Raw genomic sequence first — 14,176 nt, 5'->3', positions numbered from 1 at the left:
ATCGCTCGTGATCCTCCCCACCCAAACCTAGCCCACAGACATGCATTGCCAGACCAACCCATGACGTTCAAAAATCATCTATTTTGGATTATCGCCTTCATTGGTTTGGTGGCGGATCAAATCACCAAGTACTGGACAGTGCAGGCCCTAGAGTTGGGGGAAACGATTCCCATCTGGGAGGGCGTCTTTCACTTCACCTTTGTCACCAACACTGGGGCAGCGTTTAGCCTATTTAGCGATAACGGTACCTGGCTGCGCTGGCTGTCGTTGCTGGTCAGCCTCGGGCTGATGGTGTTTGCCTGGCTCGGCCCCCGACTCAACCGCTTGGAGCAGGTGGGCTATGGATTTATTCTAGGGGGCGCGCTGGGGAATGGCATCGATCGCTTTGCCACCGGCGAGGTGGTTGATTTCCTCGACTTCCGGCTGATCCGCTTCCCTGTTTTCAACGTGGCGGACATCTGCATTAACATCGGTATTCTTTGCATCTTGATCGCTGCCTTTACCTTGCCCCCCGATCACCCTGGCGATCGCCGTCCATCTTGACATGGTCTTTGGACGGTGAATTGAGGAACGTGAACGATCACCGTAGTCCTACGGAAGATACTTGCTCTGATTCAGGTAAAACTTTATATCTTAGGGGGCGATCGCAAAGTTTTCGCTGGCTAGGCACAATTAGCCGGATTTTTCGATCGCGGTGAGATAGGTGGAGTAGCAACCACAACCTGGATCCGATCGACCCTAGAGGTGAGTCATGACGTCTCTCGTTCCCCAACCACCAGTCTGCAATCTCCCCCCTATCTCTATGCATCAGGGTAGCGATCGCTGTGGCATCCTGCGACGAACTGAGTACACAACCTGTCACGTCACCATTCCTGAGCAGGTTCGACCAGTGGCGGCGATCGCCGTGGCGGATCAGTTTTATAGCTTATTCAAAGCCCAACAGTCGCTGCAAGATGCCCAAGCGATCGCTCAACGATTGCAGGAGCAAGGCGATCCATCCCTGATCACGCTGTTGCCGACCGGCTATGCCATTTGGGTGTGGGAGCCAGATGCTCAAGTCTTGGTGCGTCGCAGACCATCCTTACCCCCGCGCCCGCCGCTGCAGGAGCGCTACCATCCCTGTCATATTCGTGTGCCCCACCATGGCGATCGCCTGGCGGCAATTCGCGTAGGCGATCACTACTACAGCCTGTTTCGTATTGTGAACCAGGCCCATCATGCTCAGCGGGCCTCGGCTAAGTTGAGCGATCGCGGCCATGGTGTGGTGATCACTCAAACCGTTCGTGGCTATGCGCTCTGGCTTCTAGAACCCGATGCTCAGCCCGATACCCCTACCCCGGAGACGAATCTTGACTAGCCACCACCTGATTGCGTCCCTGGGATTTGGCAGAGAGCAGATTGCGGTCAGCTCGGTTTAGCAGGCTCAGACCCCGATCGTCATCACTGGGCAGCAATGAGGCACTGCCAATACTAATGGTAATGGTGACATCTAGGGTATCGCTGAGGGCAAAAGGGCGTTCTGCCATGCGCCGCCGCAGGCGATGCCCCACGCGCAGCGCCTCTGCCCCATCCGTATCGCTGAGAATCACAATAAATTCTTCCCCACCGTAGCGAAAGGGGGTGTCACAAAACCGTAGATTGTGGCGCAGGCGGGCAGAAATCAGTTGTAGGGCGCGATCGCCCACTAAATGCCCGTAGTTGTCGTTGATGGACTTAAAGTAGTCAACATCCAGCACCAGGAGGCTAATCGGGGCTTTACGGGTGCGCGCATTTTGGATTTGCCGAGGCAGTTCCCATTCAAACGCTCGCCGGTTGTTTAATTCAGTGAGGGGATCCGAAAGGGCGATCGCTGAAAGCAGGTCATTGGTGCGCATCAGCTCCCGATGATTTTGTACCCGCCGCAAGCCTGATTTGATCTTGGCTCCTAGACTACGCAGCAGGAGCTGGCTGAAATGGTTGGCGTCGAAGGGGAGGGGCGGATCCGGCAAGGCTTCTGGTTGACAGGATGCATCACAGGTATCCTGAGGTATGGAGCCACCTAGCACCTTGATCGGTTGACTATTGATGTCATGGGCACACCAGGCAAAGGCGTCAGCGCCAGCTTCAACAGCCTCCTCCTCTTGGGCAATGTGTTGGGAGGTGGCGATCGCGCTAAACCAATCGACCCATTGAAGCTGCCCCACCAGAATGATATAAATCCACGACAGCCGCCCTTGGTCTTTGAAGGTGCGGCAGAGATCTAGGGCACCGGGATAGTCAGCCTGCAGCAACAGCACATCGGGCTGCTGAGCTTGCACAAGGGATATGGCCTCTGCGACGTCAGAGACGGATTCAATGGAGTGGAGTCCAAGATGTTCGATAAGGTCAGAGAACCTAGACATAAACTGAGGTTCTCCAACAAGGAGAATTGAGCCGTCCATTGTGCTGGGAGCTAACGATTAGGTGGCCAGTGCAGCAGAGAGGTGCTGAGCGCGCATCGGGGACTGAGCCGGCACAATGCAGGCTGAGTGACAAAGGCAACGATCGCTCAGGATGGCAGGTTGTGGAAAAGCTAAACGCGAATCAAGTCCATGAACAGAGATCACCATGATTATCGGATGTTGGGGGCATTCCACCAAGATCATGCAATAAATGCATGATGAACCTCACGCTGGCTCCATGCTGAAATAGCCACCTTTCCCAGGTTAATCGATGGATGGTGCTAGATTCACGCAACAGGACTTTATCGGAAAGCCTGCATTCAAACTAAGAATCCGTCAATTTATGGTAGCAAACGCTACAGTTTTTGATGTTGGCAATGATGAGTGTTCTGTCTAGCTAATTATCTGAAAATGGCTAGATCAATCGAGTGTTCTAAAGCTCTTTGATGGAAAAAGCGATCGCTTCTGAACGGTCTCCCCAAAACTAGAGTTGTGAACCATGACGGCATGAAGCGTAAACGAAGGGATTTAGACGCATGGGGGATTTGCGCTGATTGGAGGCGAGATATGTCTATCATCTGAGGGCATCTGCTATGAATCTACAAGACCCCTACCTATGGATTACGGTCTATCGTTATGAGTTCATCAACTCTTTACAGAAAACCTGCGGATGCTGGGACAAATGCTGGGACAAAGGGCAGAGCAGGACAGGCTGTGGGGTGGGATGCATTTTGTCTTGAGGAACTATCTGGGGCGATCGCGCTAAATTTTGTCGAATCTGTCCCCATGATTGACAATAGAATGCGAAGAGTTAAGCACATAGCTTGTATTGCGGAAGTCCCATGGTCACCTTTCTTAGCGGCGCTCAAATTCGACAAACGTTCCTAGAGTTCTATCAAGCCCGCGGGCATCGCATTTTGCCCAGCGCGTCGCTGGTACCGGAGGATCCGACGGTGCTGCTGACGATCGCGGGGATGTTGCCCTTCAAGCCGATTTTCCTAGGCCAGCGTCAGCCGGACTGTTTGCGCGCCACCAGTTCTCAAAAATGTATTCGCACCAACGATATTGAAAATGTGGGACGTACGGCACGCCACCACACCTTTTTTGAGATGCTGGGCAACTTCAGCTTCGGCGATTACTTCAAATCCGACGCGATCGCTTGGGCCTGGGAATTATCGACGCAGGTGTTTGGGCTGTCTCCCGAGCGATTGGTGGTGAGCGTCTTTCGTGACGATGATGAAGCCTTTGCCATCTGGCGCGACCAGATTGGCATTCCCGCCCACCGCATCCAGCGCATGGATGAAGCGGATAATTTCTGGGTGTCTGGCCCCACGGGCCCCTGCGGCCCTTGCTCTGAGATTTACTACGACTTCCACCCCGAGTTGGGCGATGCCACCCTCGACCTAGAAGACGACAGCCGGTTCATCGAGTTCTACAACTTGGTGTTCATGCAATACAACCGGGATGCGGAGGGGCAGCTCACGCCGCTGCAAAAGCAAAATATTGACACCGGGCTGGGTCTGGAGCGCATGGCGCAAATTTTGCAGCAGGTGCCCAATAACTATGAAACCGATCTGATTTTCCCCATCATCAAAACCGCAGCAGCGATCGCCAACATGGACTATGCCAAGGCGGATGAGTCTACCCAAGTTTCCCTGAAGGTTGTAGGTGATCACGTGCGATCGGTGGTGCATATGATTGCCGATGGCATTACGGCTTCTAACCTGGGGCGGGGCTATGTGCTGCGGCGCTTAATCCGGCGCGTGGTGCGCCATGGTCGCCTGTTAGGGATCGATCGCCCCTTTATCACCGAGGTAGCCGAAACGGCGATCGCTCTCTGTGAAGATGTTTATCCCCAAGTGCGGGAACGGGCGGCGCTGATTCAAGCCGAACTGCAGCTAGAGGAAGCTCGCTTTTTGGAAACCCTAGAGCGGGGCGAGAAATTGCTCAGCGAGATTTTATCGAAGGTGCCGGCGGGGGGGCAGATTACCGGCCGGGATGCCTTCGTGCTCTACGACACCTACGGTTTTCCGCTAGAACTCACCCAGGAAATTGCTGAAGAACAGGGGTTGACGGTCAATGTGGCCGAGTTTGAGACGGCCATGGAGCAGCAGCGCCAGCGCTCCCAAGCCGCCCATGAAACCATCGATCTGACGGTGCAAGGCGCGTTGGATCAACTGGCGGAACATATCCACGAAACCGAATTTTTGGGCTACACCGATGTGGCCGGCAGCGCCACGGTGCAAGTGTTGCTCGTAGATGGTCATCCGGTGGATCAGGCCCCGGCAGGGACAGCGGTGCGCCTAGTGCTCGACCAAACGCCCTTCTATGCCGAGTCGGGCGGTCAAATTGGCGATCGCGGCTACCTATCGGCGGACAGCACCCTGGTGCGCATTGAGGATGTGCAAAAAGAAGGATCGATCTTTATCCACATCGGCACCGTGGAGCGGGGCAGTCTCAGCGTTGGCGATCGGGTCACGGCCCAGATTGACCTGGCCTGTCGCCGTCGGGCCCAGGCTAACCACACGGCTACACACCTGCTGCAAGCGGCGCTCAAAACCTTGGTGAGTGACACCATTTCCCAAGCCGGTTCCTTGGTGTCCTTCGATCGCCTCCGGTTTGACTTCAACTATGCCAAACCCTTGACCCCTGAACAGATCCAGCAGATTGAGGCCCAGGTGAATACCTGGATTGCGGAAGCCCATGGAGCCACGATTACGGTCATGTCCCTGGCAGATGCGAAAGCGAAAGGGGCGATCGCCATGTTTGGGGAGAAATATGCCGATGATGTGCGGGTGATTGATTTTCCCGGCGTCTCCATGGAACTCTGCGGCGGCACCCATGTGAGCAATACGGCAGAAATTGGCCTGTTTAAGATTGTGTCTGAAACGGGCGTAGCGGCAGGCATTCGGCGCATTGAGGCGATCGCTGGCCCGGCGGTGCTGGAATATCTCAATCTCCGGGAGCAGGTGGTGCGGGAGTTGAGCGATCGCTTTAAGGTGAAACCGGAGGAGGTGGTCGAGCGGGTCACAACTCTCCAGGATGATCTGAAGCTGGCCCAAAAGCAGTTGACCGCCCTCAAGTCTGACCTAGCGATCGCCCAGAGTGACGGTCTCCTGAGCCAAGCGGAAACAGTGGGCGCGGTGCAAATTCTCGTGGCCCAACTGGGAGAAAGTGACCCCGAGTCGTTGAAAACCGCCGCGGAACGGTTGCTGCAAAAGCTGGGGGATGGAGCTGTGGTGCTGGGATCGGTGCCGGAAGCGGGTAAGGTCAGTTTGGTGGCAGCCTTCAGTCCGGCGGTGAATCAAGCGGGTCTCCAGGCTGGAAAATTCATCGGAGCGATCGCTAAACTCTGTGGCGGTGGCGGTGGTGGGCGACCCAACTTGGCCCAGGCGGGCGGGCGAGATCCTGAGCAACTGGATGCGGCCCTAGAACAGGCTCGTCAGACGCTGCAATCTACCCTGAAGGCTAGCTAGCAACCGGATTTTTCCAGGACGTGCCCTTGCCAGCGATCGCCTCCAGAACCTTGGGGATCGCGAGGTAACGTTGAGGGTCGCTAAACATTGCTTAGGGATCGCTAGAAATCCTATGGGGATCGCTAGGCAAGGGGATCCTCAGCGTTGCGGTATGCCGGATCGAAGCATGTCTATGGTTACCCTAAGCGATCGCTGATCCCGTTGACCTGGGGGCAATATCTTTGGGGATCAAGCTGATCCCCGAGGGAATTGGGCCCACTCAGGGGTTACGAAACCAAACAATCGCTTTAGAATATCTTTAGATTGAAGCGACGGAAGCGCATCGGTTGACTGCGGGTATCCGTGGATCAATGACCTGATTAAGGGCGATCGCTGTCTGCATATTCAGCCCACTGCCTAAACTAACTGCCATTCCAACGAAATGCTTGAAAAACATCGCATGGAGGCACTGAACAACTCGCAGGAGACTCTGCCGCAGACCGCTGCCGTATCGCTGCAACTCCTGTTATTTGTGGACAAGCGTCCCTACTCTGCCGAGAAAATTCGTCAAATTCGCAGCAAGCTGAAGGAATTGCCGACCCCACACCCTGTTGATCTTCATGTGGTGGATGTCAGCGAACAGCCCCACCTGGCTGAACATTTCAAACTGGTGGCAACACCAACGCTGATCAAGCTATTTCCCGAGCCGCGTCAGATGCTGGCCGGCACAAACCTGGTGGCTCAAATTGGCAACTGGTGGGAGCGCTGGCAGCGATCGCTGGATGATATAGCCGCTCAGACCGTACCGGAAGAGTCCAAGCCTTCCAACCCTGCCCATCCTACAGAGGCGATCGAGGCATCCCCCACATCGGCCACCCTGGCATCCGTCGCCCACTCGGCAGAGCTGATTCAGCTATCGGACGAAATCTTTCAACTGCGTCAGGAAAAAGAGGATCTTCAGGAACAGGTGCTGTTTAAAGATCGCCTGATTTCCATGCTGGCCCATGATTTACGTAATCCCATTACGGCGGTGTCGATTGCGTTGGAAACCTTAGAAATGGGGTTCAATACGGAAGCTAGTGAACTCCCCTCTCGGTTTACACCGGAATTGATGGCTCAATTGCTCAAACATGCCCGCACCCAGACCAAGGCCGTCGATCGCATGATTGCCGATGTGCTGCAAGTGGCCCGTGGCCAGGGGGCTGGCTTCCAGATTCAACCTCAGCGCCTTGACCTAGGCGATCTCTGCTACGACGTTCTCAGTCGCTTAAATGCTCAAGTGCAGCGCAAGTCTCAGCAGATCGAGGCCGATATTCCCAGCGATCTGCCTCGGGTCTATGCCGATCCGGAGCGGGTGGAACAGGTGCTCATGAATCTGCTCGACAATGCCATTAAGTACACACCGGTGTCTGGCAGTATTCGTCTGACTATTTTGCATCGCACCACCCAAAAGGTGCAGGTGAGTATCTGTGATGATGGCCCTGGCATTCCTGAAGAAAATTGCGATCGCATCTTCGAGGATCGATTTCGCCTAGAACGGGATGAAAGCAAAGATGGTTATGGTATCGGTCTCTCCCTTTGCCAGCGGGTCATTCGGGCCCACTATGGGCAGATCTGGGTCGATTCTGTTCCCAGCCAGGGCAGTTGCTTTCACTTCACCCTGCCGGTCTACCGTTCCTAGGCATGGAGCAAGCCATGTCTACGAGTCTAGATAAGCCATCCCTCCGTCGATCGCTCCTGGCCCATCGTCAAGCCATGACGGTGCACGACTGGCAGCAGGCCAGCGATCGCCTCTGTGCCCATCTCCAAGCCAGTGACCAACTGCATCAGGCCAAGACGGTACTCGCCTACTTCAGCATTCGCCAAGAGCCCGACCTACGTCCGTTGTTCACCGCCTGTTCCTGGATCCGTTGGGGGATGCCGCGCTGTCAGGGGCGATCGCTAATCTGGCACCAGATCGATCCCGGTGATCCCAGCCATTGGCAAGCGGGAGCCTACGGTATTCCAGAACCGCGATCCCAGCGACCGATCCTTGATCCCCAGGGGGTTGATCTGATGCTGATCCCCGCCGTGGCCTGCGATCGCCGAGGCTATCGACTGGGCTATGGTGGCGGCTTTTACGATCGCCTGCTCAGCCAACCGGATTGGCAAGCGATCCCCACCCTGGGCATTGTGTTCCACCACGGCTACCTACCCCAGCTTCCTGCCGATCCCTGGGATCGACCGCTACAGGCGGTTTGTACGGATCAGGCTCTCTACTCCATCAGCTCCATCGACTAACGCTGCCCCATCTGGATCCGCCATAGACCAGCATAGACCTGGTTCTTGCCTAGCAGGTCGTCGTGCAGCCCCTGCTCGATCAATCGCCCCTGTTCCATCACATAAATACAGTCCGCGTTGCGAATGGTAGACAGGCGGTGGGCGATGGCGATGGTGGTACGGTTTTGGGTAATCCGATCTAGGGATCGCTGGATCGCCGCTTCGGTTTCGTTGTCCACGGCTGACGTGGCTTCATCCAAGATTAAAATCGGTGGATTTTTCAACACGGCGCGGGCGATCGCCAACCGTTGCCGCTGCCCGCCCGATAGTTTTTGCCCCCGTTCCCCAACTATCGTGGCGTATCCCTGGGGGAGCTGTTGAATAAACTCGTGGGCCTCGGCGATCGCGGCCGCAGCAATCACATCGGCATCCGTCGTGTCGGGACTGCCATAGCGAATATTGTCCGCCACGCTGCCGTGGAACAGGAAGACGTCCTGGCTGACCAAGCCAATCGCCCGCCGCAGATCCTGGAGCTGGATATCTCGCAGCTCCGTTCCATCCAGGGTGATGCTGCCCGAGTCAATATCGTAGAACCGCAGCAGTAGTTTCACGAGGGTACTTTTGCCAGACCCCGTAGAGCCAACAATGGCAATGGTCTTACCCGCTGGGATATGCAGGGAGAGCTGGTTCAAGATCGGCGGGCGATCGGGATAGGCGAAGCTCACTTGGTCAAATATCACCTCCCCTTGAATGGCGGGAAGGGGACGCGCTAGGGTGCCCGACGGGATCGCCATGGGGGTATCCAGCAAGTTCATCACCCGCGTGGTGGAGGCCATGGCCCGCTGATACTGATCCAACGTTTCTCCCAAGCGGGTGAGCGGCCAAAGCAGACGCTGGGTGAGAAAGACGAGGACGCTGTAGGTACCCACGGATAGGCTGCCTGCCGCTGCCGCCAAGCCACCGTAGAGCAAGGTGGCAGTAAACCCCACCAAGATGATCAGGCGGATCAATGGGACAAACGCCGCACTGAAGGCGATCGCCCGCCGATTACTCTGCCGATAGGCCTCACTTTCTAGGGTAACCCGCTCAATTTCGTAGGCTTCGGTGGTAAAGCTCTTAATGGTTGTGATGCCGCTGAGATTGTTCGATAGACGGCTGTTGAGCACACTCACCTTTTCACGCACCTCGCTGTAGAGGGGCGCTAGGCGTTTTTGGAAGACAATCGATCCCCACAAAATGAACGGCATGGGCAGCATCGCCATCCAAGCCACGCCCGGTGCCAAGATGAAAAATGCCGCTCCAATGACGATGACCGTGGTGGCTACCTGGAGGAGATCATTGGCTCCCCGATCGAGAAATCGCTCAAGCTGGTTGACGTCATCATTCAAGATGGCCATGAGTTCGCCGGTGTTGCGGTTCTCGAAGTAGGCCAGCTCTAGATCCTGGAGGTGGCGGTAGGCATCAATGCGCAGATCATGCTGAATGGTTTGGGCTAGGTTGCGCCAGAGGCGATCGTAGGCATATTCAAAGGCAGACTCTAAGCCCCAAATCACCAGGGTTAAGCCTGACAACACCAGCAATTGCCCAAGAATGCTGCGCACCCCAAAGGAAGCGATGAGAGACTGCTCCTGCTCCACCACCACATCCACGGCGATCCCAATCAACGCGGGGGGGGCAAGGTCAAACAGCTTGTTGAGCACTGAGCAGGTTACCGACCACCACACCTGCCGCCGATAGGCTTTACCGTAGGTGAGCAGTCGTTTCAGGGGATGGGCTGGTTGAGCAGCTAAGGTGGATGACCGAGAGGGTAGACGATATTTTTGGGAAAGAGATGGCTGCTTCATGGTGAGTAGGCTAGGATAGGTGCGCGATCGCCTGGGTTTTGGCCACGCTTCGAGCCTTGCCATTGTATCGCGATCGCCCCAGACCATCGGCGGCATCTCTCCTGCCCTCGCCACGGTGGGATATTTGAGGTTCTGAGCCCCCTCGATCACCCTGCCTTTCTGTCTTGGGCACTAAGATCTAACTCATAAGAAATTCTAATCACGAGTAAATACGTAGCTTTTCTCCCATGCCGTCACAGGGGGTAAGACCCATCATGCGGGAGTTTCAGGGATTTTGTACGTAGGTTTGCGTAGCCACTCTGCCGCTTCACGAGATGGATTCCGTAATTTTTTTGAGAAAAAGATGATTTTGGTGATTACACCGAGAGTAAATTCACTTATAATGGGGTTAATGATGATGGTAGATGTTCACACGACCCGGTGGTTCGCCACTGGGTTTTTTTTTGTCTGAATTGGCGATCGCTCTCGGGACACTTCTCTCCGCAATTTCCCGGAGTCACGATCTAGAACTCCCGCATCAACGAAATAGACAACCGTAGAAGCATGAATCTTGGATCTTGCTCAGGAGGTGGCTCCATTCAATGAAGCTAACTTGCCGGCTTGAGCGGAGTCTAAACCCTTTGCTCATCAGGGTTTGAGAGAAATTTAAGATCGTTATGGCTTCCTACTTAGGACAAACAAGGGGATAGTCCTGGGCAGCTCCCGCACTCCATTCCCACATCGACCCCGCATAGTTTTGAGCGACATACCCCAACTGCACTAGTACGGTGGTCATCCAAGCCGAGCGAATGCCGCCGGTGCAGTACGTAATAATACGGTGCTGACGCGTAATTCCATGCTGGGCCAGGCGATTGCCTATCTCTGCAGCAGATCGTAGGTAGCCTTGCGGAGTTAAGCAATCCCGACTATCAAGGTGTAGGGCTCCCGGCAGATGGCCACCTCGGCATTCTCCATGGAGCAGGGCACCCTGGTACTCGGCAAGCGTACGAACGTCAAGCACTACCCAAGGGCGATCGCCTCCTGGCTGAGTGATCAGATGGCGCAGAGTTTCTCGATCGATCGTCCAAGTGGGAACCCGCTCGATCGACAACGTTGGCCTGCAGGACGGTGGTGTTTGGGGAATTGGTTGTGATGGCAGCGCGGCCCAGCCCCCATCCACCCAGCAAGCGGCAGGATGGCCAAGCGATCGCAGCATCCAAACAATCCGTCCCTCTTGCCCCCAGCCATGGTGGGCATCACCTACAACAAGGACTGGCGCATCGGTAATCCCTAAGCGGTGGATGAGGTTGCTTAGCTGAACATCTTGGTTGAGTAAGCAACCCCGCTGAGTGGGTTCATGGGGAGTAAACCACTGCCACTGAATGCGTCGAACTTTGGAAAAACGGGGTGTCCAGGTTTTGCCCCTGGCGTCTAGCAACGTTGCGCCCTGATGCAGATAGGCGTAGGCCATCTCCCAGGTCACAATCCAGGGATAGGTTTCCTCGGATAGCGCTTGGCGTTGATCACGTCTAGCCATAAAAAAGAACGGTAGAGCTATCCATACTCTACCGTTCTTAAACTATGATCCCCGTTGGGATTCTAAGCTGGCAGTCTGAGCCGGTTATCCGACCTTAACTACACAAGCTAGGTTTTAATCAGCCGATTGAGGCAATAGCTCACGCTGCTGTTCTGAAGATGAGACGCGCACCTGCCCATCGTCATCCACATCCACAACCGCCGTGTCGCCTTCCTTGACTCGACCCGACAGAATTTCTTCCGCCAAGCTGTCTTCTAGAAGCCGCATGATAGCCCGACGCAAGGGGCGAGCACCATAGCTGGGGTTGTAGCCTTCATCAATCAACCGATCCTTGAAGCGTTCGGTCACTTCTAGGCGGATGCCTTTTTCCTGAAGACGGACAAAGACTTCCTTGAGAAGAATCGTCGCAATGTCCTTCACCTCATCCTTGGTGAGCTGACGGAAGACGATAATTTCGTCCAAACGGTTGAGGAACTCAGGCTTGAAGGAGCTTTTCAGCTCTTCTTGAACTAGGTTGCGAATTCGAGCGTATTGAGCTTCTTCAGCACTTTCTTCGGAGAACTCAAAGCCCAGACCGCCGCCACCTTTCTCAATGACCCGCGACCCAATGTTCGAGGTCATGATGATCAGGGTGTTCTTGAAGTCTACGGTGCGTCCCTTGGCATCGGTCAGGCGACCATCTTCCAAGATTTGCAACAGCATATTGAAGACATCAGGGTGAGCCTTCTCAATTTCATCGAAGAGCACCACCGTATAAGGACGACGACGCACAGCTTCGGTGAGCTGACCGCCTTCGTTGTAGCCGACATAGCCCGGAGGAGAACCAATCAGCTTCGAGACGGTGTGCCGCTCCATGAATTCCGACATGTCTAGGCGAATCATGGCTTCTTCAGATCCGAAGAAGTAGGCTGCCAAGGACTTGGTCAACTCCGTCTTCCCAACCCCGGTGGGCCCAGAGAAGATAAAGCTAGCAATCGGCCGGTTGGGGTTTTTCAGACCCACGCGAGACCGGCGAATGGCGCGCGATACGGCTTTCACCGCTTCGTCTTGACCAATCAATCGGGTGTGGAGGGTATCTTCCATGTGCAGGAGTTTTTCCGACTCCGACTCGGTGAGTTTGTTCACCGGCACTCCCGTCCACGAGGCCACGATGTGAGCAATATCTTCTTCCGTCACTACGGGAGAGGCATCGCTATTGTCGTTGGCAGATTCTGTCTTTTTGTTCTGAGCGATCGCTCGGATCTCAGCTTTGATTTCCATTTCGCGATCGCGCAATTCACCAGCGCGGTCAAAGTCTTGGGAACGCACTGCGTCGTCCTTCTCGCGAAGCACTTGGCGGAGTTCTTTGTCCAGTTCTTTGGCGGCGGGCGGTAGCTGCGAATTAATCAAACGCACCCGTGACCCTGCTTCATCGACCAAGTCAATCGCCTTATCCGGCAGGAAGCGATCGGAAATGTATCGATCAGAGAGTTTGGCGGCAGCCTCTAGGGCTTCATCGGAAATGCGCAGCTTATGGTGCTGCTCGTAGCGATCGCGAAGACCATGCAAGATTTCGATGGTTTCATCGACCGAGGGTTCACCCACCATTACCGGTTGGAACCGGCGTTCTAGAGCCGCATCGCGTTCGATGTGTTTGCGATACTCATCTAGGGTGGTAGCACCGATGCACTGAAGTTCACCCCGAGCCAAGGCTGGCTTGAGAATATTGGCGGCATCAATGGCACCTTCAGCAGCGCCCGCGCCAATCAGGGTGTGGACTTCATCAATCACGAGGATGACGTTACCCGCTTGGCGGATTTCGTCCATGATTTTCTTCAGCCGTTCTTCAAATTCACCGCGATACTTGGTACCGGCAACTAAGAGTCCGATATCCAGGGTCACTACGCGCTTTTCTTCCAGAATGTCTGGAATGTCGTTATTGGAAATGCGCTGGGCTAGACCCTCGGCGATCGCTGTTTTACCAACCCCAGGCTCACCGATGAGCACAGGATTGTTCTTGGTACGGCGTCCCAGGATTTGAATGACCCGCTCAATTTCTTTCTGCCGACCCACGACCGGGTCGAGCTTCCCTTCGCCAGCCATCTGAGTCAGGTTGGAGCCAAATTCATCCAGGGTTGGAGTTTTGGTGCGACCTTGACCCCCTCCAGCGGAGACCTCAGCCGTTTCGCCCAGCATCCGGATCACCTGGGTGCGCACCTTCGATAGGTCAACGCCCAGATTTTCTAGGACTCTAGCGGCGACACCTTCGCCTTCACGAATCAAGCCCAGAAGCAGATGCTCTGTGCCGATGTAGTTGTGGCCTAACTGACGAGCTTCTTCGAGAGATAACTCCAGCACTCGCTTGGCTCGAGGGGTAAATGGAATCTCAACAGCGACGAAGCCGGAGCCTCGACCGATGATTTTCTCGACCTCAATCCGAGCGTCTTTGAGGTTGACCCCCATTGACTTGAGGACTTTGGCGGCGACGCCAGTTCCTTCTCCAATTAAGCCGAGGAGAATTTGCTCTGTCCCCACGAAGTTGTGACCCAGGCGACGAGCTTCTTCCTGAGCCAACATGATCACTTTAATAGCTTTTTCTGTGAAGCGTTCAAACATGGCGTTTTTCCATCACCTGCTGCGTGCCGGTACGCTGATTTTAGCACAGCAAATCCATCCGCCTGTTACCCAACAACGACGGAGGAG

9 protein-coding genes are annotated in these 14,176 nt (G+C 55.1%); 5 read left to right on the top strand and 4 right to left on the bottom strand.

All coding sequences use genetic code 11. From position 1 onward, the window contains the following. The first annotated feature begins 60 nt into the window (after positions 1 to 60). Positions 61 to 543, top strand: coding sequence for a signal peptidase II (lspA, locus tag JUJ53_RS14950; RefSeq protein ID WP_204152815.1), 483 nt, complete (start codon positions 61 to 63; stop codon positions 541 to 543). Between the two features lie 259 nt (positions 544 to 802). Then, entirely contained in the window at positions 803 to 1,357 is a 555-nt protein-coding gene (locus tag JUJ53_RS14945; protein ID WP_204152814.1) for a hypothetical protein, read from the top strand. Here the strand turns inward: JUJ53_RS14945 and JUJ53_RS14940 are convergent. Next, positions 1,332 to 2,381: a diguanylate cyclase gene (locus tag JUJ53_RS14940; RefSeq protein ID WP_204152813.1), complete on the bottom strand. Its 1,050-nt coding sequence runs from the start codon at positions 2,379 to 2,381 to the stop codon at positions 1,332 to 1,334. The two genes, JUJ53_RS14945 and JUJ53_RS14940, sit on opposite strands and share 26 nt — an antisense overlap. Before the next feature lie 881 nt (positions 2,382 to 3,262). On the opposite strand from JUJ53_RS14940, the gene alaS reads away from it, so the two are divergent. The 3 genes from alaS to JUJ53_RS14925 all read left to right on the top strand — a co-directional run bounded on the left by alaS (position 3,263) and on the right by JUJ53_RS14925 (position 8,155). Further along, positions 3,263 to 5,896, top strand: a complete 2,634-nt coding sequence (alaS, locus tag JUJ53_RS14935; protein WP_204152812.1) for an alanine--tRNA ligase — start codon at positions 3,263 to 3,265, stop codon at positions 5,894 to 5,896. 439 nt (positions 5,897 to 6,335) lie between these two features. Further along, positions 6,336 to 7,556, top strand: coding sequence for a histidine kinase (locus tag JUJ53_RS14930; protein ID WP_204152811.1), 1,221 nt, complete (start codon positions 6,336 to 6,338; stop codon positions 7,554 to 7,556). Positions 7,557 to 7,570: 14 nt separating this feature from the next. Beyond that, positions 7,571 to 8,155, top strand: coding sequence for a 5-formyltetrahydrofolate cyclo-ligase (locus JUJ53_RS14925; RefSeq protein WP_239125077.1), 585 nt, complete (start codon positions 7,571 to 7,573; stop codon positions 8,153 to 8,155). On the opposite strand, the gene JUJ53_RS14920 is transcribed toward JUJ53_RS14925, so the two are convergent. The 3 genes from JUJ53_RS14920 to JUJ53_RS14910 form a co-directional block, all read right to left on the bottom strand. Continuing rightward, entirely contained in the window at positions 8,152 to 9,978 is a 1,827-nt protein-coding gene (locus JUJ53_RS14920; protein WP_204152987.1) for an ABC transporter ATP-binding protein, read from the bottom strand. The genes JUJ53_RS14925 and JUJ53_RS14920 overlap by 4 nt on opposite strands. Before the next feature lie 664 nt (positions 9,979 to 10,642). Further along, the gene (locus JUJ53_RS14915; RefSeq protein ID WP_204152810.1) at positions 10,643 to 11,494 is read right to left on the bottom strand and encodes a rhodanese-like domain-containing protein; all 852 of its coding nucleotides are present in this window, start codon (positions 11,492 to 11,494) and stop codon (positions 10,643 to 10,645) included. Positions 11,495 to 11,608: 114 nt separating this feature from the next. Continuing rightward, positions 11,609 to 14,089 (bottom strand): ATP-dependent Clp protease ATP-binding subunit, encoded by a 2,481-nt coding sequence (locus tag JUJ53_RS14910; RefSeq protein ID WP_204152809.1) that lies wholly within the window; start codon positions 14,087 to 14,089, stop codon positions 11,609 to 11,611. Positions 14,090 to 14,176 lie beyond the last annotated feature (87 nt).

It is taken from the genome of Leptolyngbya sp. CCY15150 (assembly GCF_016888135.1).
Taxonomy (GTDB): Bacteria; Cyanobacteriota; Cyanobacteriia; order RECH01; family RECH01; genus RECH01.
The sequence above is the reverse complement of the archived record's forward strand: the minus strand, read 5'-3'. Positions and strand labels throughout refer to the sequence as shown.